At 52.7% G+C, this 20,384-nt stretch carries 21 protein-coding genes and 1 pseudogene; 3 read left to right on the top strand and 19 right to left on the bottom strand.

Annotated features, from left to right (window positions below; genetic code table 11):
• Window positions 1-98 precede the first annotated feature (98 nt).
• Window positions 99-857: a helix-turn-helix transcriptional regulator gene (locus tag H8L32_RS03590; RefSeq protein ID WP_186945815.1), complete on the top strand. Its 759-nt coding sequence runs from the start codon at window positions 99-101 to the stop codon at window positions 855-857.
• An 18-nt stretch (window positions 858-875) separates the two neighbouring features.
• On the opposite strand, the gene H8L32_RS03585 is transcribed toward H8L32_RS03590, so the two are convergent.
• The 10 genes from H8L32_RS03585 to H8L32_RS03540 all read right to left on the bottom strand — a co-directional run bounded on the left by H8L32_RS03585 (window position 876) and on the right by H8L32_RS03540 (window position 10,451).
• Window positions 876-1,274, bottom strand: coding sequence for a hypothetical protein (locus tag H8L32_RS03585; RefSeq protein WP_186945814.1), 399 nt, complete (start codon window positions 1,272-1,274; stop codon window positions 876-878).
• Window positions 1,275-1,290: 16 nt separating this feature from the next.
• Window positions 1,291-3,705: a protein kinase domain-containing protein gene (locus tag H8L32_RS03580; RefSeq protein ID WP_186945813.1), complete on the bottom strand. Its 2,415-nt coding sequence runs from the start codon at window positions 3,703-3,705 to the stop codon at window positions 1,291-1,293.
• Window positions 3,706-4,362, bottom strand: a complete 657-nt coding sequence (locus H8L32_RS03575) for a 4Fe-4S single cluster domain-containing protein (protein WP_186945812.1) — start codon at window positions 4,360-4,362, stop codon at window positions 3,706-3,708. It abuts the gene before it with no gap.
• Window positions 4,359-6,257, bottom strand: coding sequence for an AAA family ATPase (locus H8L32_RS03570; RefSeq protein ID WP_222619188.1), 1,899 nt, complete (start codon window positions 6,255-6,257; stop codon window positions 4,359-4,361). Before H8L32_RS03570 ends, H8L32_RS03575 begins: the two co-directional genes overlap by 4 nt.
• Window positions 6,254-7,324, bottom strand: a complete 1,071-nt coding sequence (locus H8L32_RS03565) for a hypothetical protein (protein ID WP_186945811.1) — start codon at window positions 7,322-7,324, stop codon at window positions 6,254-6,256. The genes H8L32_RS03570 and H8L32_RS03565 overlap by 4 nt, the downstream gene beginning before the upstream one ends.
• 95 nt (window positions 7,325-7,419) lie before the next feature.
• On the bottom strand, window positions 7,420-8,001 hold the full coding sequence (locus tag H8L32_RS03560) for a hypothetical protein (RefSeq protein ID WP_186945810.1): 582 nt from the start codon (window positions 7,999-8,001) through the stop codon (window positions 7,420-7,422).
• Window positions 8,002-8,015: 14 nt separating this feature from the next.
• Window positions 8,016-8,351, bottom strand: a complete 336-nt coding sequence (locus tag H8L32_RS03555) for an antibiotic biosynthesis monooxygenase family protein (RefSeq protein WP_186945809.1) — start codon at window positions 8,349-8,351, stop codon at window positions 8,016-8,018.
• A 111-nt stretch (window positions 8,352-8,462) separates the two neighbouring features.
• Window positions 8,463-8,801, bottom strand: coding sequence for a YkvA family protein (locus H8L32_RS03550; RefSeq protein WP_186945808.1), 339 nt, complete (start codon window positions 8,799-8,801; stop codon window positions 8,463-8,465).
• A gap of 45 nt (window positions 8,802-8,846) precedes the next feature.
• The gene (locus H8L32_RS03545) at window positions 8,847-9,491 is read right to left on the bottom strand and encodes a LysE family translocator (RefSeq protein ID WP_186945807.1); all 645 of its coding nucleotides are present in this window, start codon (window positions 9,489-9,491) and stop codon (window positions 8,847-8,849) included.
• A gap of 102 nt (window positions 9,492-9,593) precedes the next feature.
• A complete protein-coding gene (locus H8L32_RS03540) occupies window positions 9,594-10,451 on the bottom strand; it encodes a L,D-transpeptidase (protein ID WP_230412044.1) in 858 nt (285 codons plus the stop codon).
• 190 nt (window positions 10,452-10,641) lie between these two features.
• Between H8L32_RS03540 and H8L32_RS03535 the strand changes: the two genes are divergently transcribed.
• Window positions 10,642-11,109 carry a hypothetical protein gene (locus H8L32_RS03535; protein ID WP_186945806.1) on the top strand — a complete coding sequence of 156 codons (468 nt, stop codon included), beginning with the start codon at window positions 10,642-10,644 and terminating at the stop codon, window positions 11,107-11,109.
• Between the two features lie 43 nt (window positions 11,110-11,152).
• On the opposite strand, the gene H8L32_RS03530 is transcribed toward H8L32_RS03535, so the two are convergent.
• From H8L32_RS03530 to H8L32_RS03520, 3 genes and pseudogenes are all read right to left on the bottom strand, one after another.
• Window positions 11,153-11,599 (bottom strand): GNAT family N-acetyltransferase, encoded by a 447-nt coding sequence (locus H8L32_RS03530; RefSeq protein ID WP_186945805.1) that lies wholly within the window; start codon window positions 11,597-11,599, stop codon window positions 11,153-11,155.
• A gap of 89 nt (window positions 11,600-11,688) precedes the next feature.
• Window positions 11,689-12,228, bottom strand: a pseudogene (locus H8L32_RS03525) (gamma carbonic anhydrase family protein).
• Window positions 12,229-12,341: 113 nt separating this feature from the next.
• Window positions 12,342-14,378, bottom strand: coding sequence for a primosomal protein N' (locus H8L32_RS03520; protein WP_186945804.1), 2,037 nt, complete (start codon window positions 14,376-14,378; stop codon window positions 12,342-12,344).
• Window positions 14,379-14,652: 274 nt separating this feature from the next.
• Here H8L32_RS03520 and H8L32_RS03515 point away from each other — a divergent pair, with 274 nt between their 5' ends.
• Window positions 14,653-14,793: a hypothetical protein gene (locus H8L32_RS03515; RefSeq protein WP_186945803.1), complete on the top strand. Its 141-nt coding sequence runs from the start codon at window positions 14,653-14,655 to the stop codon at window positions 14,791-14,793.
• A 104-nt stretch (window positions 14,794-14,897) separates the two neighbouring features.
• Here H8L32_RS03515 and hemE read toward each other — a convergent pair whose 3' ends face one another.
• From hemE to atpD, 6 genes are all read right to left on the bottom strand, one after another.
• A complete protein-coding gene (gene hemE / locus H8L32_RS03510) occupies window positions 14,898-15,986 on the bottom strand; it encodes a uroporphyrinogen decarboxylase (protein WP_186945802.1) in 1,089 nt (362 codons plus the stop codon).
• A gap of 329 nt (window positions 15,987-16,315) precedes the next feature.
• Complete coding sequence (locus H8L32_RS03505; protein ID WP_186945801.1) at window positions 16,316-17,104, bottom strand: SGNH/GDSL hydrolase family protein; 789 nt, start codon at window positions 17,102-17,104, stop codon at window positions 16,316-16,318.
• The gene (locus H8L32_RS03500) at window positions 17,101-17,925 is read right to left on the bottom strand and encodes a PPK2 family polyphosphate kinase (RefSeq protein ID WP_186945800.1); all 825 of its coding nucleotides are present in this window, start codon (window positions 17,923-17,925) and stop codon (window positions 17,101-17,103) included. Before H8L32_RS03500 ends, H8L32_RS03505 begins: the two co-directional genes overlap by 4 nt.
• A gap of 33 nt (window positions 17,926-17,958) precedes the next feature.
• A complete protein-coding gene (locus tag H8L32_RS03495) occupies window positions 17,959-18,375 on the bottom strand; it encodes a CoA-binding protein (RefSeq protein WP_186945799.1) in 417 nt (138 codons plus the stop codon).
• A gap of 95 nt (window positions 18,376-18,470) precedes the next feature.
• Entirely contained in the window at window positions 18,471-18,893 is a 423-nt protein-coding gene (locus H8L32_RS03490) for a F0F1 ATP synthase subunit epsilon (protein ID WP_186945798.1), read from the bottom strand.
• A 73-nt stretch (window positions 18,894-18,966) separates the two neighbouring features.
• The gene (atpD, locus tag H8L32_RS03485; protein WP_186945797.1) at window positions 18,967-20,373 is read right to left on the bottom strand and encodes a F0F1 ATP synthase subunit beta; all 1,407 of its coding nucleotides are present in this window, start codon (window positions 20,371-20,373) and stop codon (window positions 18,967-18,969) included.
• Window positions 20,374-20,384: the final 11 nt, after the last annotated feature.

Below are 20,384 nucleotides of genomic sequence, written 5' to 3'. Positions count from 1 at the left end.
TGGGGTAACGGAACTTTATAGGTAAAATACCTGTCTGTCTTTCCTGCAACTAGCGTTTTTCCCTGGCTTAGCGTCTGATCTTTTTTGCGGAACCTGATATGCACACCGGGCTGAATATCCATCTATCCCATTACCAGGCTGGTGCCTGTCTGCAAGAACACGTGCATGACGAAACCCTGTTTTGTCTGGTCATAGGCGGAAGCTATCAGGAAACGATACGTTCCCGTGTTTCTGAGCATGGACAGGGTGACTTTCTGGTATGCCCGGATGCCACGCCCCATGCACAACAGATAGGCAGCAAAGGGGCTCGCAAACTGATTTTTGCACCTAGCCCGATGGCGCTAGATTATCTGGCCGGACACGGAATACGGCTGGATCAGGCTCCCTGCCACCGCTCGCAGCATTTTTTGCAACTCGGTGCCAGGCTCATCCATGAATTGCAGAATGACGACCCGTATACCAGCCTGGCCAGGGAAGGTCTGGCGCTTGAACTGATTGCCGCATTTGCGCGCAAGCATGAAAGCGGCTCTCCGTCCACCGTGCCCACATGGCTGAAAACCGCACGCGACTATATCAACACCCACTATGAACAAAGCATCACGCTGGAACAGCTGGCGCAGGAAGTAAGACACCATCCGGTGCATCTGGCGCGGGAATTCAAACGCTACTACGGCCTGACCATAGGCGATTACCAGCGACGTGCCAGGGTGGAACTGGCAGCACGCCTGCTCAGGGAAGGCAAACTGCCGCTTTCGGAAATTGCCCTGAGCTGCGGCTTTGCCAGCCATGTCAACCTGTGTCGCAGCTTCAGGGCCGCATATGCGATGACGCCATCAGCCTATCGACTGCAATTCTGATTTGCAAATATCCCTGCTTCAGGCCTTGATATACTCCACACGGCGAAAGCGCAAGGCAGACCAGTCTTCATCAATGGCGACCATGCGTACTGAATCAAAACCGGCAGCACGCAAGACATCCCAGCCGGTATCGCGGTTGAATTCACATTCATAACGTCTGGATGTTTTCTTGGGATAGGCAAACCATAATAAAGCATCGTCCCTGGCGAGTTTGCTCAGCTTCAGCGACAGCTGGTCCAGCTCTTTTTGCTTGCTGACAAAGGCCAGTGAAAATTCACACTGCTTGATGGACGACAGATTCCTGTGCACCCTGACACCGGTCAGCGCGGCAATTTCTGGTTCAAACGATTCCGGTGCCTGCAATACCAGGATATCGCTTTGTGTCTTCAAATTGAGTTTTTGAAAAATGGCAGACATGTGCTTACCCTCGTATTTAAAGTTGTTCACCCAGGGTGCGGATCTTTTGTGTCAGCAGATAATTCGGCAAGAACCGCCAGGCGGCAATTCCGGCAAATACCAGTAACATCCAGTACACATTCGCAAAACGGAAAAATAGCGGAACGCCTATCGCTGCGATAGCAATAAATACTTGCATTTCCGTACCTGTCCAGCCCTCATTTTCCACCCGCCTTACCGTCAAAGTATCTACCAGCAGGCTCAATTTGGCAATGTTGCGTTCGACCCTGGCAGCCGCTTTCTTTGCTTCCTGCCACGCTAGGTCTGTACTGGCAGAAGCACGCAATCTTTCCAGCAATTCATTGTAGTGATCAATCGCCACCCGCAAATCAGCAGTTGCCGAATCGGCCCACAGATTATCGGTGGCGGCAGAACGTATCGCCCTGATGCTGGCCTGCACCTCTTGCCGTATGGCCTGCGCCTCTTCCTGGTCGGCGGTACGCTGCCAGGCTTCGGCCTTTTGTTGCCGCTCCACGGCTTTCTGTGCATCCGGCAACATGGCTTCCAGCACCAGCAGGGATGCCACCGGCATCTGTTCTATTTCGCCCAGCACCGATAACCATGGGCAATATGCCTGCATGCCGGCATAAGCGACGACCAGACGCTTGCGCAGGCGCTCCGGCCAACGCTCGTCATAGGCCAGGGCCAGTACACGCGCATGCAGCTTGTAGATCGGCGCATTGTCATTGGTTTCCAGACCATACAAGAGTTTATCTATGTTGGAATATTCGCCCGGCAAATGCTTGCCGGCATGCTCTTTCATGAGTTTGTGGGCATCTTGCCAGGCATGCTGGATCTGCCTGCAACAGGCCTGCCATTTCTGCACGATGCTGGCGACTTCCTTGTTACCGGCATCGGCATAGGCTTCCAGCACACCATAGGAATAAATCTGGTGCAGCCATTTACCGGCATCTTCATCCCCCTTCAGCGACTTGTTTGCATAAGTCAGGATGCCCGGCAATTCTATGGTTTCACCGCGCCAGACTGGCGGTATGCCAGGGGCCAGATGCAAAATCAGGCGCAGCAACTGCACATCAACCGAAAGCTTTTTGTCTTCGCGCAAGGCCAGCAAGATGCGCACGGCATTCTGGTCTTTTTGCACATCACGGAACCAGGCCAGCAATTGTGCATTCGAGATGTCCCGGACACCATCATCCCAGTTACGCGCCAGCCCGACCGCCAGTTGTTCCTTGGAATGGCAGATATCGCGGCCTATGTGATAAGGCTCGCGAAAGCCGCCCATGGCAATGGTTTCCACCGCATCGGGCAGGCTGCGGTCACGCGCCAGCCAGCGCAGGATCTGTGCTTCATCCCAACGGGCCTTGGGGTCGCGCAACAGCAGACCACGCAACAACTTGCGCAGATACGGATCGCTGACGGCGTGCAGTTCTATCTCGCGGGTAGTCAGGTGATGCAGAATCACGGCTTCCGATAAACTGGCAAAGGGATGCTGGCCCAGCGCCAGTTCCAGCAGGATCATGCCCAGCGCCCAGTAATCAGCCTTGACATCAATCATGCCAGACAGGCTTTCTGGCGAGGCGTAAGGCAGGGTGCGTGCCATGCCGGTCAGTCTTTGGGTGGCATCCAGCACGGATGAAATACCAAAGTCAGTGAGTATCAGGTCCAGCGGTTCTTGCGTGCGTATCAGGATATTTTCCGGCTTCAGATCACGATGGATCAGGCCCGCCGCATGCACACTGGCAATTGCCGTGGCCAGCTCACGCACTATGCTTTCCAGCACGGCAGGTGTGGGCTTGCCTTGCTGCGCCAGTTGTCGCAATGACCCTAGCTCGCAATATTCCATGAGCTCATACGCATGGCCTTCAGACACGCCCGCTTCCAGCACAATCACACAATGTTCTGGCGGGATGGCTTTCAGTCTTTCTCTGACTTCCGATTTGGCGTAGATGCCGTGGCGATAAATTTTTGCCACATGCAGCAAGGCACTGGCTTGCTCTTGTACCAGCAAGAGTTCTGCCTCTGCCCCCTGCGTGGGCAAAGGGCGCACTATCTGGTAGCGATCACGCAGTGCCACAGGCAGGGCAACCAGACTCTGGATTTGCCCGGCGTCGACCGTCTTCGCCAGGTTTGAAGTGCTTTGTGCATACGGTTGGCCTGCTGCGGCCATCAATGGCCGGTTGCAATACAGGCATAGCGTACTACCTGGCGGATTGCTTTGCGCGCAATCTTCATAGCCACAGATCAGATCGGCAGATACTTGTGTTGATTTTGTCGTTTCTGGAATGGCCTGCACAACACTGATTTCCACAGGCGCAGATTTTTTCTCCATCAAATCGATGCCGGACAACAAAGTACCGCAGGCGCAGCGCATGACTTCTGGCGCATTTTCAGTTTCACATGCGGGGCAGCGACGTATATAGACCGGATTCAATCAGGGCCTCCAGCTGACACTATCCAGTTTCAGGCCACGCTCGGCGCAGCGCTGTTCCAGCGCCTGCATGTCGCCACGTGCAGGTATGCCCACATACCAGACGCGCTGGCCGTCGATCATGGTTTGTATGCGCTTGTCGTGTTCATCAACAGGTGCATCGACATACGCCTGCATACGCGCCCGGCCCCGGTCCGACAACAACACCAGTGGCTGGTTGGACGAACCGCGCCATGCCTGGGTCAGGGGTTTGTTGTCGATAAAGGGTTCGGGGATCAGGGCATCGAGTTTTTGCAGCAGGTTCGCATGTTTTTTTTGCAGCGTTGCCAGTGGATAACCGCTATAGCACAGGATGTCAAAATCCTGCGCTGTACTGGCACGCCATTGCTGCAAGCCATCCAGCAGGGCACTGAGCGCCTGCGGCTGGTCAAATGGTTCGCCACCAGAAATGGTGATGCCATCAACGTGACCAGCACTGACATCGCGACACCAGGTCAGCAAGCCGGCAACTGTCATTTCCTTGCTGGAATCCGTCGCCCAGGTATCTTGCGACACACAGCCCTTGCAGCCTATGCCACAGCCTTGCAGCCAGATTCCTATGCGTCGCCCCGGCCCCAGTACGGTGACCGGGTAATGCGCTTTATTGATGGCAATCTTCATGCTAGTTGCAGAGTCAAGCTGATGACTTTATCGGCTTCACTGATGGCGGTGACGGTGACGCGCTGCTTGCCTTCCAGCTCTTGCTCAAACAGGGCACGCGACAAGGGGTTGATAAAGTTCGATTCCAGCTGATTGCCAACCCCGCGTCCACCATTGCTCAGATCCCGCGTACAGCGCAGCAACAGTTCATCACGCACACTGGCAGGCATGGCCAGTTGCAGGTTCAATTCTTCTTGCAGGCGGCGCGCCACATTGCGCAACATGCCGTCAAAAATTTTGCTGGCAACTTCGGCAGAAATGAAATTGAAGACAACAATATTGTCACCGATACGATTCAATAATTCTGGCCGTGACAGTTTGAACTTGAAGTAATTGCCTATGGCTTCACGCACCTTGAATTCCACGGTTTCATAGCTGTCGCCGGGTTTCACATTCTGGCTGCGCTGGCCCTGCGTATCTTCTACATAAATACCCAGATTCGAGGTGAAAATCAGTATGGTTTCAGAAAAATAGGCGGTATCACCACGCCCATCGGTCAGGCGACCATCTTCGAGTATCTGCAAAAACTTATCGAGTATGCGTGGGTGGGCTTTTTCAATTTCGTCGAACAAGACCACGGAAAACGGTTTTTGCCGTACCGCATTGGTCAGCTCACCACCAGCATCAAAACCGACATAACCTGGCGGTGCGCCGAGCAATCTGGCGCTGGTATGTTCTTCGGCAAATTCACTCATGTCAAAACGCAGATAGGCGCGTTCATCACCAAACACGAGTTGCGTAAGCGTCTTGGCGAGTTCGGTTTTACCCACACCCGTCGGGCCGGCAAAGAACAGTACACCACGCGGGCGGCTGCCACCTGAACGTGCCTGCGCACCTGTCAGGCTCATGACAGAACGCTTCAGGATATCCAGCGTCTTGACCACCGCAGGGTGCTGGCCCTTGACACGGTCTTCGATGAAAAGATGGGCATCACGGATTTTTTTGCGCAGGTAATCCTTACGCCAAGGGTTATCCAGTGCACCGACTTTATAACAGCGCACTGCATCTTCTATATCGCCAATCGCGAGTTTTTGCCGGTCTGCCAATTCGGTAATATCCGACAAGGCTGACAGGGACATACCTTCCGTTCCTTCGGTAAAGCTTTTGACGAACTGGGTGCGGACGGCAGCGTCGGCCTTGTCGTACCCAAGAAACAATGGTGCCAGTTGCAAGGCTGCCGCCTGGCGCATTTCAAAGTCTGGCTTGCTGATGACCAGGCTGGCGACACGCTCACTATCAAGCGTAAACCAGGAAGGTAAATCCTGGGCCCGGTTCACCAGCCACAAAACTGGATTGTATTGTGGAACGCCACCCGTTTCGCGCGGCACGACGGCGCTGGCCGTCAGGGAGATTTTTTCGGCGGCGACAAAGAAGCGGTGTTCGGCATCACTCAACTGTTCTGCCTTGCGTGGAATGCGAGACGCAAAATCGATGACCAGCGCGCAGCGGGCTTCTCTTTCTGCGCTCAGCTTCTTCATCAGCTTGCTCAGGCTTTCCAGACTGATTTGCTGGCAACCGTCAGCCAGTTTCAAATCAAACAGACGCGTGGCCAGGTCACGTTGTGCAGGCTCGTCAGGGTAAACACGCAAACCATCGACCGGGTCATAGAGCAACAGGAAGCGGTAGTCGTTGCGCTTCATGGATACCCACAGGGCACGATTCAAGGGTACCAGTGTGGTGCTGATGGTGGTGCCGCTAGTGGCGGTGTTGCCTGCATTGCCACCACTTGCATCGATGACGGTGGTATCCAGCGTAACCAGAAAATTGTCGCGTATGCTGCCAGAAATCACAAAATGAGATCGTATCGGTAGCAGTCTTTGCAGGTCCAGCAGCCAACGGGTTTCGGGTAGGTTCATGGTAATTTTTTCGACAATAGCCGGCTTTGATTTTCCATTTGTTCTTCTTCGACAAATTGCGGTAACTTGTCTTCCAGCACCAGTTGCACGGGCAATTCACCCGCTTCCAGCCTGCGTGTTACCTGCATATGAATACCGCGCGCTTCCAGCGCTGCCAGCAAGGTCGGAAATTCGCTGCACCAGCGGTCTTCTGCGAGGTGATCAAGCACGCTGCGCTCGTTCTCGCCTTCTTTCACGGCACGCACCACGTTGAAATTGGCTTGTCCGGTCCTGGCATCCATGCGCATGCGCACCATGTATTTATCCCAGTCCGCACGACGGAAATGCACGACACCACCATCCACAAACAGGGTATGAGTCACTTCCTCGACCTGGTAACCCAGATCTTGTAAAGTCTGTTCGAGTATCAGGGCCTGGGCTTCTTCGACCTGGCGTTTTTTCTCTGCTTCCAGCAGGGCTTGAATTTGCAGGCGCAATTCGGCGGCAAGCAGATCAGCGCGTTCACCGGGCAGGGATTTTTCCAGTTCTTTCGCCAGTTGTGCAATATGTTCTGGCAGTTGGGTCAGATGCGCGATACGCTTCAGCAGACGTGCCAGACGGTCTTGTGGCAGGACTGCAGCACTGGCAGCCTGCAAGTCCGCATCGGTGTTATCAAACAGAGCATCGGCACGCCTGGTCGATTCCTGCAACAGGACCGGGCGCATTTCATGGATCAGCAATTGCAGTGAACGACAGTACCCGATGATGTCCTGTTCGTCGTTACTGGCGGGCACGGTGGGTCTGACGGCGGACACTTGCGCCGTACAACCTATCTTGTCGGCCAGCACCAGCAACTGGGCAAAGTCCTGTTCTGCAATACTTACCTGTTCCTGCAACGCCTGCCTGCCTTCAACAAGCGCATTCTGCAGGCGATCCAGCAAGGCTGCATGCTGTTCAGTCTGATACTGGCGCAAGGCATTGGCCTGTTGACGCGCATCAATCACCGCCCGGGCAGCACGGATGGCCGCTGCCGACAGCAGGATCAGGAAAACATCGCCGTTAATCAGGACGGTAGTAGGACCGCTCATAAGCCAGACTCAGGTGAAGAAGAGATAAGGGACCAAGGTATCAATTGAAGTAATATAGCACGCCGTGGCAAGCCAAAAACCACTAGCCGGATGTCTTACTGGAACACACAATAGCCGGTAATCATCCACTGGCTATTGCTATTGATCCTGGCAAAGCGGAATTCCGTTTCCCATTGATACGGCGACACCACAACCATGCTGGCCTTATCACCATCCAGCTTGATATTCCTGGCCTTCATTTTACTGATGAAGGATTTCTTGTATTCATATTCCTGCGCGCAAAAGAAGATATCCATATCTTCCGTATCCATCAGCGGCCCACGGCCATCCTTGGCCATTTGCGCAAATTCTGCCGGTGTATACGCAGCAAACTGTTGCTGGTATTTGCCATAGTAACGTTCAATTACCGCCGGAAATTCCGGCGAAAAATAGCCCGAGGCCATGAACTTGCCGCTGAAAACCTTGATATTTTTGGTATCGAGCTGGAATTTATTGCTGCCCGGGATATCCTTGATCGCAGGCTGTAGCTTGCTCACCTGTGTGCCATTCTTTAATACCCAGCCATAAAAACCCTGTACACGCGCCATCAGCGCCTGTTCATCTGCAGTACTGGCAGATGCCGGTGCAACACATGCAAGCAGTGCAGTCATGATGCCTGTCAGCCAGAGAGTTTTCATTGTTATTCCCATTTTTAAGTAATGGCACCATGCAGCTCAGCACAGGGATGCGCCAGCTTGCCGTCACCGTAGCTGCGCAGGACCTGAGCGACGACGACCTGGTAACCATCCAGCCAGTTGGCCTGGGCGGCCTTGGCTTGCTGGTGTATTGGGTTGGCCATCAAAGCCTGCAGGGATTCCAGGCTGTCCCAGTAATAGACGTTGGAGATCAGGCCGGTATCGGCGTTTTCCCAGCTTTCTTCGCCCAGATAACCGGGGATGGCTTTTGCCAGACTGGCAATTTGTTCATCCAGCGCGTAAAACGCGGCGTCGTACTGCTTTTTCTGGAAGGTGAAAGTCGAGGTGTACATGGTTGGTGCCTGTCTGATCAAACAAGGCACCGATCATACCGAAATAATGCATCTGGCGGATGGTAATACATTATGATTTTTACCATTGACCATCAAGCCCCGACAATGAAGCTATGTCAGCTTGTGGCCAAACCAGGATTGCATTTTCTGTTGCGCCAGCTGTTTGACTTCATCGGTGATATACAGGCTGACGGTAGCCACCGCTGCGGCCAGCGTGGCCATGTCATCGCTATAACCCAATACGGGTACCACATCTGGAATCGCATCCAGTGGGAAAATAAAATAGCCCAGTGCGCCGAAAATGACGGCCTTGGCCCAGGCCGGGGTTTCCGGCCTTTGGGCAGCGTAATACAGGCACAAGGCTTTTTCGACAACATTACTGCCAGCTGTCAGGGCAAACTGCCTGAGCTTGTCCCAAAAACCGTTTTCGCTATAGTGGGTTTCTGTCATCACCGTTCCTCTGGTTGATTCTGATGCTGTTGCAATATCAGCAAATTATTCTGCGTTGGCACGTTTGACTGTTGCCAGCAACATGGCGGCAGCAACAAAGATGCCGCCTGATAACTGGTTGAACATCCTGGCCTTGCCTCTGGAACGCAACCACGGCCCCATGCGTTCGGCAAATATGGCATACAACATCAGCACGCTGAATTCAAAGAATACAAAGGTAAGGCCCAGCACCAGAAATTGCGGCAATTTGGCAGCAGCCGGATTGATGAATTGCGGGAAAAACGCAGTAAAGAACAACAGCGCCTTGGGATTGCTGGCACCAACCAGCATGCCTTTGACATACAGGCGCAAGCGATTATTGCGGGCGCCACTAATATCAGTATCTGCCGGCAACTCAAAATCGCTGGCTTTCGAACGCAGGCTGGAAATACCCAGGTACAGCAAATACAACACCCCCAGATATTTAATGACGGTAAATACCATGGCCGAACTGGCCAGTACGGCGCCGATGCCGATTGCCGAGCAGCTCATGATGGCGATCAGCGAAGTGATGTTGCCCAACGCCGGATAAAGCGTCATGCGGGCGCTGCTATTGATGCTGTTGGTCACACACATCAGCACCGCCGGGCCAGGCGTGATGGTCAACACCAGCACGGCAAGTACATACAACAACCAGGTATCAATGGACATATACGGCTCCGGGTAAATAGAGATGAAACATAGTACTTCCATCGCATGGTATTACATTTTTGGTGTAGCAGCCTGAGCCTCAATGTAACAGTCAAAACCGCTTTACTGCACTTTCACCTGTTTGCGAATGGAGATGCCTGCCCATTCCGGTTTTTCTTGCCGCTCACTGTCAATGACGACCATATAGCGTCCGGCCCAGGCATTGTCTTGCCTGTTTTTGTCCAGCACCCAGAATTTACGCCCAGTCGCCAGTGCTGCATCATAGTCAGCATCCAGCAAGCCGTAACGGTCGAACAACACGTTCAGGCTTGCCGGTATACGGACACAGCCCTTGGATTGCACGCTGCCCAGACGTTTTTCCAGCGAATCAGGATCAGTCGCATGCATTTGCAGGCGCATATCGGCAATCTGGCGGTCTCCCCAGCCTTTTTTGGCTTTTTGCCAGCCAAAATCAAACACCCGCCGCCCCTTGGCACCATAACCACGTATGCCCTTGCTGTTTTTACTGCCTTCGGCGCGATAATCGAGATTGGCGAGTGTGTGGGCAAAAACACCCGTCGGCGTTTGAAAATGCTCAAAGCCGATGGCACGTCCTGTCGATACCGGCGACGCACCGATGAACTGGTACTGGCCTTCTTCATCAGTCCAGAACAGCATGGCGGCCTGCACTTTGGGATTGCGGTCTACCAGGAGGATAAACTGCGAGGGTAAATTGATATTGTCGGCAATAGTGCCAGCCTTGGTCAGCGCAACACTCATCTGATCCATATAGGCTTGCAGTTCTTCCGAAGGCAGGACCAGTTGCTGTTCCACCGTGGTTTCATAAATTTCCTTCAGCTTCATTGCCGATTCCAGCGCCTGGGCCGGAACAGCAAAAACCAGGGCTGCAAAGATAAAAAGCGGGTACTGCAAAAAAGCGCTGGCAAAACATTGCCCGGCCAGTTGGGTAGGCATACGCATGGAATCAAAATGTGAGTTGATGGTCTAAGTCTGATGCGCCTTCAATATGCCGCAACTTCAGGCATTTCGACAAGAGCCATGGCTTATGCACAGGCTACATGTTGCAATTTTGATTCAAAGCAAGCCTTTTGCAAGCGGCCTGATTATATTGAAGACTTGAACGAGTTCAATCTGACATGGAGAATTTGACATGAAACATGCACAAAGCAACAAAAATTACCTGTTGAGCTGTTTGCTGTTTTGCAGTGCCTGCTTGCTGGGTCTGCCATCTCTGGCATCTGCGGCCGGGGTGAATTGTTCTGCCAGCGGTATCAACTGCCTCTCTGGCGGCATAGGTACGCCTGAACGGGAAGAATTACGTCAACAAACTGGACAATACAGTCTGTGGATAAGTACCGTGGCAAAAAAGACGGGGGCGTATCTGTCGGATACCAAAATTACCGTACGCGATAGCAAAAGTCGCCAGACAGTATTCACGACCAGCATGGATGGCCCGTGGTTATTCCTGGGCTTGCCTGTAGCGCAGTATGAGATAGAAGCCATCTTTCACGAAAAAACCAGGAACAGCGATCTGCAATTCAAGAAAATCGTCAACATCAAAAAAGGCGATCACCAGCAAATGATCATCTATTTCGACGTGCCGAATACTGCTGAATAAGCTACCTGCCCCTGCCTTCAAAACAGGGGCAGGTGTGACAATGCTATTCGAGGTAAATTTTTGGTTTATAGACTTCCATGAAGGATTCCGGCTTGCTCAAAGGCGTAAAACCGAATTTTTCATACAGGCCGTGGGCTGTTGACGTTGCCAGCGTGAAGCGGCGGAATTTTTTGACTGCCGGATGTGCCATGACGGCTTCCATCAGCAAACGCGAGAGGCCCTTGCCGCGCATATCGGTCACGACGAAGACATCAACCAGGTAGCCAAAGGTGGCCATGTCAGTCACCAGGCGGCAAAAGGCGACCATGCGGTCTTGCTGGAAAACACTGAAGCACAGGGAATGACGCAGGGATTCTTCTACCAGCTCGCGGGATATCCCGGTGGCCCAGCCGCTCTGTGTGAACAGGAAGTGATGCACGACATCGACATCCACTTCGCTGGTATCGGTACTGATACGGTATTCGTCCTTATTCGCCTGCGTCTCTTCCATGCTGTTGTTCCCTTAGTGTTGATTGAGCGCTTCGCTTTCTGCTTGGTATTACCTTAGTCTGACATTGCTTGCCAGTACGAGTTCAGATTTCAGTGCTGCTCTGATTGCTGGTAGTTATTTTTGATACGCACATAATGCTCTGCCGAATAACGCAGATGGCTGATTTCTTCCGGCGTCAGCGGGCGCACTGCGACTGCTGGCCGCCCCAAATATAAGTAGCCACTTTCCAGTACCTTGCCCGGTGGCACCAGGCTGCCCGCCCCCAGCATGACCTGGGGCTAGATGACAACGTCATCCATGACGATGCTGCCCATGCCTATCAGGCATTCATCACCGATCTGGCAGCCATGCAGGATCACGGCATGGGCGATGGTGACGTAATTGCCAATGATCAACGGCGAGCCGTCGGGTTTGGCGGCATTTTTATGTGAGACATGGCACATGGCCAGATCCTGGACATTGCTGCTATGACCTATGCGTATGTGATTGACATCCCCGCGCAATACGGCATTGCACCAGACGGAACTGTCCTTGCCTATGTGCACATCACCAATAATCTGGGCGCTGGAGTGGATATAAGCCGTGTCGGCAATATCCGGAGAAGTATTCAGGTAAGAGCTAAGGGGCATGGATTTCAGGATGTCGTTGATACAGGAAAATGCCGATTTTACCTGATGCCACTGATATGTCTGTGTACCTGTATGTGTGATGCAAGTCTGCATCAGTTCTTGTGGATATCCGCTCAGATATCCACAGGGTCAATCTCCACCGACCATTTGACCCGGCTTTTCATGGCGCGCAAATCGGCGATCCAGGCTTTGACGAAGGCTTGCAGGGCGGGGCGGGATACTGATTCCACCAGCAATTGCGCCCTGTCTACATTCGCCACCCGCGTCATGGTCATGGGAATGGGGTCATTGATCATGATGCCCTGGTGTTCGGTACAGATTGCCGCCTCTTTCAAAAAGGCAATCGCGGTTTCCAGTTCTTTGGCTTCTGCCCGTAATAAAGCCTGATACATGAAGGGTGGCATATGGGCCTGCTGGCGTTCATCCAGCAAGTCTTTGGCAAAGTCGGGGTAATTGTGTGCCATCAGGGCATGGTAGAGCGGATGATCAGGATAACGTGTCTGCACCAGTACTTCGGACAGGTTGCCACCCTCTTTTTGCGCCGCCCGCCCGGCCCGACCCGCCACCTGCATGAGCTGGGCAAACAGGCGTTCGCTGGCACGGTAATCCTGGGAAAACAGGGCTGCATCCGGATTCAGTGCGGCCACCAGGGTCAGATGTTTGAAGTCATGGCCCTTGGCCACCATCTGGGTGCCGATCAAGATATCCACTTCGCCTGCATGCACGCGTTCAAAGGCGGCAGCGGCACTGCCTTTCAGGCGAGTGGAATCGGCATCGATACGAAACACTCTTGCCTCGGGGAAAATGGCTGCCAGGCTTTCTTCCAGTCTTTGCGTGCCACGGCCCAGGGGTTGCAGGTCAATATTGCCGCAAGTCGGGCAAGAACGCGGTATGCGCTGTTCCAGCCCGCAGTGATGGCAGCGCAATCGATGGTCGCCCTTGTGCAATACCAGATGGGCAGTACAGCGCGTGCAATTGCTGATCCAGCCACAGGCATCACAGGCCAGCACCGGGGCATAACCGCGCCGGTTCAAAAACAGTAGTGATTGCTCACCCTTTTCAAGACGCAGCTTGATGGAGGCAATCAGTCTTTGCGTCAAGCCTTCGCTGGGTTTTTCACGTTCAAGATTGATCAGTTTAATCACCGGCAATACTGCCAGTTTTACTGCGCGTTCACGCAATTCCAGCAAGCGGTAACGGTTGCTTTGCGCCCCCTGCCAGCTTTCCAGCGAGGGTGTGGCCGAGCCCAGCAAAACCGGGATGGACAATTGCCAGGCGCGCCAGACTGCCAGGTCGCGGGCGGAATAGCGCAAGCCCTCCTGCTGCTTGTAGGAAGGGTCATGCTCTTCATCGACAATCAGCAATTTCAGCTTGGGCAGCGATGCCAGCATTGCCAGACGTGTACCCAGGACAATGCGGGCACGGCCAGTATGTGCGGCCAGCCAGTGAAGCAAGCGCTCACCTTCTGCCATGCCGCTGTGCAAGGTCGACAGCATCAGGCCAGGGAAACGGGCGCGGATATGGGCTTCAAGCTGGGGTGTCAGATTGATTTCCGGCACCAGTATCAAAACCTGGGCATCTGCCGATTGCGCCAGTATCCTGGCCGCTGTCTGCAAATAGACTTCGGTCTTGCCGCTGCCGGTGACGCCAAACAGCAGATGCGGGGCAAAGCCCTGGGACTGGACCACGGCATCCACCGCTGCCTGCTGTTCCGCATTTAATACCGGCTCATTATTAGTGCTGACATCGGTCTGCTGCGGCAGCTTGTCGAGTTTCTTGATGGCACGCTGCAAGGAAACGGTTTTGATCGCCTTGAGGTTTTTCGGCAGGGCTGGCAAGGCCACTTCACCCAGCGGACGCTGGTAATATTCGGCGGCGAACTGGCATAGCGCCAGCCATTCCTTGTTCAGCGGTGGTAATTCATGCCGGACGGCCAATACATCGCGCAGCTTGGCCTGGGGTACATCGGTTTCGGTCACCACTTCAAGAATCAGGCCCACCACTTCCTGCCGGCCAAAGGGCAAGGCAACCAGTTGCCCAACTTGGGGCAAGGCTGATTTATCGGCTCCCGCTTCTTGTGCTGGCCATCGATAATCGAAGCTGGTGTCAAGTGGCGTATCGAGCGCAACGCGTAGATAAATTTGTGTCACGATCTAATGTAAGGCCTGAAGTTTAGCGCTAACTATTGATTTCATAAGGCTTTTTGACATATCCACAGATTCTGTGGATAACTTTGTGGAGAAAGGTCTATTGACAACCGTATTCGCTAGCGTTTACGCGGGTTTCAGCCAAATGCCCAATCTAACAGCATAGAATTTAGTCCTTTAAAATCAATCACTTGGAAAAAATGCCCGGCGACAAAAAAATATTTTTCAAATTATTTTTTACCGCCCCGATTTTGTGCATAAGTGACAGAAAACGTGCATGAAAATGCAAAAAATTACTGCGGCTAATCCATTCGTTTTCCACAGCTTTTGGGCTGGAGAACCGCGCCAATTCTATGTTTTGCATAGCAACATGACGATCTGGCAAGCACGGCAGGGCCTTGTTGCTATTTATCAATGACTTAATATTTTACCAGCGCCTGAATAACTGATGGATAACTGATGGATTAAAGCCTGCTTCAAGTGTCGACTGCACATGCAGGCTTTAAATACATCGCTCAGGTTTCAGCTTGCCTGCCGTTGCTTGCGGCTATATTCATGCACCGTTTCGACCAGCACGCTGACCGACTCTACCGGCGTAAATTGCGAAATACCATGGCCCAGGTTAAATACATGGCCATGCCCTGCTGCCGGCTTGCCGTAACTGTCCAGCGTAGCAATGACTTGTTTGCGGATCTGCTCTGGCTCGGCAAACAGCACCGCCGGATCAAGATTGCCTTGCAAGGCAACTTTGTTGCCGACCTTGGCACGGGCCTGACCCAGGTTCATGGTCCAGTCCAGACCCAGCGCATCGGCACCGATATCGGCAAGCTGTTCCAGCCACAGGCCACCGCCTTTGGTAAAGACGATGGCGGGAATGCGCTTGCCATCTTTTTCTTTTTGCAGCTGGCTGACGATATCACGCATATAAGACAGCGAAAACTCTTGATACGCCCCATCTGCCAGCGCCCCGCCCCAGCTGTCAAAGATCATCACAGCCTGGGCACCGGCATCAATTTGCGCATTCAGGTAGGCAGCCACCGCATCGGCATTGGTGCGCAGGATGTGGTGCATCAGATCAGGACGCTTGTACATCATGCTCTTGACGGTATGGAATTCACGCGAGCCCTGGCCTTCGACCATATAACAGGCCAAGGTCCATGGGCTGCCGGAAAAACCGATCAGCGGCACACGGCCATCCAGCGCGGTACGGATTTGCGTCACCGCATCAAATACATATTGCAGGCTGCCAGCTTCCGGCACTTTCAGTGCGAGTATGTCTTTTTCTTCTTTCAGCGGGCGCTCAAACTTCGGGCCTTCGCCTTCTTCAAAATACAGGCCCAGGCCCATGGCATCCGGAACCGTCAAAATATCCGAAAACAGGATGGCCGCATCCAGACCATAGCGATCTATTGGCTGCAAAGTCACTTCAGTAGCAAAACCGGGGTTTTTGGCCAGACTCATGAAAGACCCCGCACCTTTACGGGTAGCGCGATACTCAGGCAAGTAACGGCCCGCCTGGCGCATCAGCCACAAGGGTGTGTAATCGGTTTCCTGACGCAACAAGGCTTTGAGGAAGGTATCGTTCTTGAGTGGGGCAAAATTCGTGGACATAAGTGCTTTCAGTAATACCATGCCGCGCAAACCATCTTTCGGCACAGCCAATTTCTATTCAGGCGACATTATCGCCTATGCAGGCAGGATAGGCATCTGATCTGCAACAAAGGAGATATTTTCGGCAAAATTTTCCTTTGATAAACTGTGGATAACTTTGTGGATAGAAATGACAGAATGCCGGTTTACTGATTATTTTTAAATCCGGTTAACAAGAATATTGCGTAAGTCATTGATTTTATTGGTTTGAAACGCAGGTTTCATCAAATAATCGATTTTTGTGGATAAATAGCTTGTTAGCCAAATTGTGCATAAGTAGCAGACCAGTACTATTTTTCCCGACGATTTTCAACAAATATTTTCGCTATTTCTTCAGCCCAAATACTGACGCCAAGTGCCGACGGATGGTAGCCATCTTCGGCCATCAGGTGCTCATCTTCAAAATTCCCGATAAAGGGAACATGCAGCACATGGCTGACTGATGCTGCTATCTGAGCCTGAACCTGATCCAGCACACGCGCTTTCATGCCTAATACCAGTCGCAAAGCTTGGGGCAAGGCAGGAAAAACATGCATGGGCGGCACCCCGGCCAGGATGATGCAATGTGCCTGGATATGTGTATTTTGCAGTTCATTGATTAATGCTGTCAGTTCACGCTGATAGCTTGTGGCTGGACAAAAGCTGGTGGTGTCGTTGACACCGAACGCAATCAGCACCACATCCCAAACTGTCCTGTCACCACTGCCATCAACCTCGCCGCCAGCATGTACAAACTGACGCAAGGCGTTTCTGGCCCAGTTCAGCCTGGCACCGTTCTGGCCAAGGGCATGCCATTCCACTACCGTATCTAGTTTGCCGGCCAATGCTTGTGCAAGTTGTGCCGTGATGGCTTGCTCATAACTGACAACACCTACACCGGCAACCGGTGATTCGCCTATGCCCAGCAGCTTCAATGGCCGTAAGCCTTTACCAGTCTGGCCCGCATCACCAACCAGGCCAAAGGGCTGCCCGGCAGCTTCGGGCAAACGTGGTGTCATTGCACGGGTACGCCGGCCCTGCCAGGCCAATACGGGATAGAGCGCAACTGCCAGCAGCTCCGGCAAATAAACGAACTTCATTCCACCTTGAGCTTGGCGAATTCGGGATTGCCTGGTGGGTATTTGAGTTTCATGCCCTGCATTTTTTCCTGCACGATACTGGCGATCACCAGATTGCGCTGGGTCTTGGAATCTGCCGGAATCGCATACCAGGGTGCATGGTCGGCATCGGTAGCCAGCAAGGCGTTTTCATATGCCTGTTGATACGCATCCCAGTATTTGCGTTCTGCCAGGTCCTGGGGATCAAACTTCCAGTGTTTGTCAGGATCAGCAAGACGTTCTTCCAGCCTTGCTTTTTGCTCTGTCTTGGAAATATGCAGGAAAAACTTGAGTATCACCGTGCCGGTTTCGGCCAGCATGCGCTCGAAATCACATATCTGCGCATAACGACGCTTGCATTCATTCACATCAATCCAGTCATGCACGCGGGTAATCAGCACATCTTCATAATGGCTACGGTTAAAGATGGTGATTTCGCCCTTGCCCGGCACTTCCCTGTGCACACGCCACAGGTAATCATGGTTTTTATCATCCGTACCGGGGGCCTTGAAGGCCACCGTGCGTGCGCCCAGCGGATTGATTTGTCCGAACACACCCTTGACCGTGCCATCCTTGCCTGCAGTATCCATGCCCTGCAATATGATCAGCAGCTTGCGGTCATGCTCGGCATATAACAGGTTTTGCAGATCAGAAATTTCTTCTGCCAGCTTTAGCGTCGCCTGCTTATCGGCCGCCTTGCCGCCATTCTTGTCATCCGCCGCTGCACCAAGCAATTTCTTTTTGGCATTGGCTTCCTTGATTTGAAACGCTTTGGTAATGCGGAATTGTTCGGCAATGCTCATGCTGTACCCTTTATTGGTATTCTGTTCATTACATTAAAAACGCACGTGGTGTTCTATCTTGATGCACTTGTCCATCACGACGCGGATACCGGCAGCTTCTGCCTTTTCTGCGGCAGGCACATTCACTATACCCTGCTGCATCCATAAATATGGTGCAGCGATGCGTATCGCCTCTTCGACAACAGGCGGGATGTCGTCAGCATTGCGAAAACAGTTAACGATGTCAATACGGTGATCTGCCGCAGCAGCCACCAGATCCGCATAACAAAGTTCACCCAATATGGTTTTACCTGCCTCACGCGGATTCACAGGAATGATCCTGTAACCCTGGGCCTGCATGTACGCTGCCACGCCATAACTGGCTCGTGCCGGCTTGGGTGACAGACCAACGACGGCGATGATCTTGCTCTTGCCCAGCATTTCGGTGATCAGGTCTTGTTCCATGTGCATAGGCAGCTCGGTTCAAATGATGAAAAAACAAAAAAGGCAGCCTGGGCTGCCTTTCATTGTACTGCTTTCGACGCGAAAAAATTTTCGCAGCGAAATTAACGCTTTTGACGCAATCTTTGTATCGCTGCCAATTGGGCGATCGCTGATGCCAGTTCTGCCTGTGCTTGCGCATAGTCAATTTTGGAATCACGATTAACCAAAGCTTGTTCTGCCAGTTTCTTGGCTTCGCTGGCTTTGGCTTCGTCCAGATCTTGACCGCGAATCGCAGTATCAGCCAAAACTGTCACTGCATCTGGTTGCACTTCAAGCAGGCCACCGGCAACGAATACGAATTCGTCTTCGGCCTTGCCTGGAACCTTGATGCGCACCGCGCCCGGCTTGATGCGGGTAATCAGTGGTGTATGTTTCGGATAGATACCCAATTCACCAGCCTCACCCGGCAACGCGACGAATTCGGCTTCACCGGAGAAGATCAGCTCTTCTGCGGAAACCACGTCAACGTGAATAGTGTGTGCCATGTTGGACCCTTATTATTCGCTCAAAAAAGCTATGGTGCGACCTTTCAGCCGCACCGCCAGTGCGCTTAATTAATTAAGCAGCAGCCAGTTTTTTCGCTTTTTCGATTGCTTCGTCGATAGTACCTACCATGTAGAACGCTTGTTCTGGCAGGTGATCGAGTTCGCCGGAAGCGATCATTTTGAAACCACGGATCGTTTCTTTCAAGGAAACGTATTTACCTGGAGCACCGGTAAACACTTCAGCAACGTGGAAAGGCTGAGACAGGAAACGCTGCATCTTACGTGCACGTGCGACCAGCAGTTTGTCTTCAGGAGCCAATTCATCCATACCCAGAATCGCGATAATGTCACGCAATTCTTTGTAGCGTTGCAGAGTACCCTGAACAGCGCGGGCTGTTTCATAGTGCTCTACACCAACCACTTGTGGGTCCAGCTGACGGGATGTCGAATCCAGTGGGTCAACCGCAGGGTAGATACCCAGGGAAGCGATGTCACGGGACAGAACAACGGTGGAATCCAAGTGAGCAAACGTGGTTGCTGGAGATGGATCGGTCAAGTCATCCGCTGGAACATACACGGCCTGGATCGATGTGATCGAACCAGTTTTAGTGGATGTAATACGCTCTTGCAGACGGCCCATTTCTTCAGCCAGTGTAGGTTGATAACCCACGGCGGAAGGCATACGACCCAGCAAAGCGGATACTTCAGTACCGGCCAGTGTGTAACGGTAGATGTTATCCACGAAGAACAAAACGTCTTTGCCTTCGTCACGGAAACCTTCAGCAATCGTCAAACCTGTCAGAGCAACGCGCAGACGGTTACCTGGTGGTTCATTCATCTGACCGTACACCATCGCAACTTTGGAGTTTTCTGGATTTTCCAGATCAACCACTTTTGCGTCAGCCATTTCGTGGTAGAAGTCATTACCCTCACGAGTACGCTCACCCACACCGGCAAACACGGACAAACCGCTGTGTGCCTTGGCGATGTTGTTGATCAGTTCCATCATGTTCACGGTCTTGCCCACACCCGCACCACCGAACAGACCGACCTTACCACCTTTAGCGAATGGGCAAACCAGATCAATAACTTTGATACCGGTTTCCAGCAATTCCTGGGATGGGGACAGTTCGTCGTATGCAGGGGCTTTACGGTGGATGGATGCTGTCTGCTCGTGGCTGACAGGACCGCATTCATCGATAGGGTTACCCAGTACGTCCATGATGCGACCCAGCGTTGCTTTGCCGGTTGGTACCATGATAGGGTTGCCAGTGTTGGAAATAGTCATGCCGCGACGCAGACCATCAGAAGTACCCAGAGCAATGGTACGGACAATGCCGTCACCCAATTGCTGCTGAACTTCCAATGTCAGCTCGGAGCCTTCCATTTTCAAGGCGTCATAAATCTTAGGCATCGCGTCGCGTGGAAATTCAACGTCCACAACAGCGCCGATACACTGAACGATTTTGCCATTAGCCATGTTCGTTCCTT

The sequence above is a fragment of the Undibacterium hunanense genome, from assembly GCF_014284335.1.
Lineage (GTDB): Bacteria > Pseudomonadota > Gammaproteobacteria > Burkholderiales > Burkholderiaceae_D > Undibacterium > Undibacterium hunanense.
This window is presented reverse-complemented; position numbering and strand designations above follow the sequence as displayed.

Excerpts from the sequence above, each read along its gene's own strand:
- H8L32_RS03570 (WP_222619188.1), bottom strand. The coding sequence starts at position 6,257 with ATGAACCTACCCGAAACCCGTTGGCTGCTGGACCTGCAAAGACTGCTA.
- hemE (WP_186945802.1), bottom strand. The coding sequence starts at position 15,986 with ATGTCCACGAATTTTGCCCCACTCAAGAACGATACCTTCCTCAAAGCC.
- atpD (WP_186945797.1), bottom strand. The coding sequence starts at position 20,373 with ATGGCTAATGGCAAAATCGTTCAGTGTATCGGCGCTGTTGTGGACGTT.
- H8L32_RS03505 (WP_186945801.1), bottom strand. The coding sequence starts at position 17,104 with ATGAAGTTCGTTTATTTGCCGGAGCTGCTGGCAGTTGCGCTCTATCCC.
- H8L32_RS03560 (WP_186945810.1), bottom strand. The coding sequence starts at position 8,001 with ATGAAAACTCTCTGGCTGACAGGCATCATGACTGCACTGCTTGCATGT.
- H8L32_RS03545 (WP_186945807.1), bottom strand. The coding sequence starts at position 9,491 with ATGTCCATTGATACCTGGTTGTTGTATGTACTTGCCGTGCTGGTGTTG.
- H8L32_RS03550 (WP_186945808.1), bottom strand. The coding sequence starts at position 8,801 with ATGACAGAAACCCACTATAGCGAAAACGGTTTTTGGGACAAGCTCAGG.
- H8L32_RS03585 (WP_186945814.1), bottom strand. The coding sequence starts at position 1,274 with ATGTCTGCCATTTTTCAAAAACTCAATTTGAAGACACAAAGCGATATC.
- H8L32_RS03495 (WP_186945799.1), bottom strand. The coding sequence starts at position 18,375 with ATGCACATGGAACAAGACCTGATCACCGAAATGCTGGGCAAGAGCAAG.
- H8L32_RS03515 (WP_186945803.1), top strand. The coding sequence starts at position 14,653 with ATGAAAATGCAAAAAATTACTGCGGCTAATCCATTCGTTTTCCACAGC.
- H8L32_RS03540 (WP_230412044.1), bottom strand. The coding sequence starts at position 10,451 with ATGCGTATGCCTACCCAACTGGCCGGGCAATGTTTTGCCAGCGCTTTT.
- H8L32_RS03535 (WP_186945806.1), top strand. The coding sequence starts at position 10,642 with ATGAAACATGCACAAAGCAACAAAAATTACCTGTTGAGCTGTTTGCTG.
- H8L32_RS03575 (WP_186945812.1), bottom strand. The coding sequence starts at position 4,362 with ATGAAGATTGCCATCAATAAAGCGCATTACCCGGTCACCGTACTGGGG.
- H8L32_RS03490 (WP_186945798.1), bottom strand. The coding sequence starts at position 18,893 with ATGGCACACACTATTCACGTTGACGTGGTTTCCGCAGAAGAGCTGATC.
- H8L32_RS03500 (WP_186945800.1), bottom strand. The coding sequence starts at position 17,925 with ATGAGCATTGCCGAACAATTCCGCATTACCAAAGCGTTTCAAATCAAG.
- H8L32_RS03565 (WP_186945811.1), bottom strand. The coding sequence starts at position 7,324 with ATGAGCGGTCCTACTACCGTCCTGATTAACGGCGATGTTTTCCTGATC.
- H8L32_RS03590 (WP_186945815.1), top strand. The coding sequence starts at position 99 with ATGCACACCGGGCTGAATATCCATCTATCCCATTACCAGGCTGGTGCC.
- H8L32_RS03530 (WP_186945805.1), bottom strand. The coding sequence starts at position 11,599 with ATGGAAGAGACGCAGGCGAATAAGGACGAATACCGTATCAGTACCGAT.
- H8L32_RS03555 (WP_186945809.1), bottom strand. The coding sequence starts at position 8,351 with ATGTACACCTCGACTTTCACCTTCCAGAAAAAGCAGTACGACGCCGCG.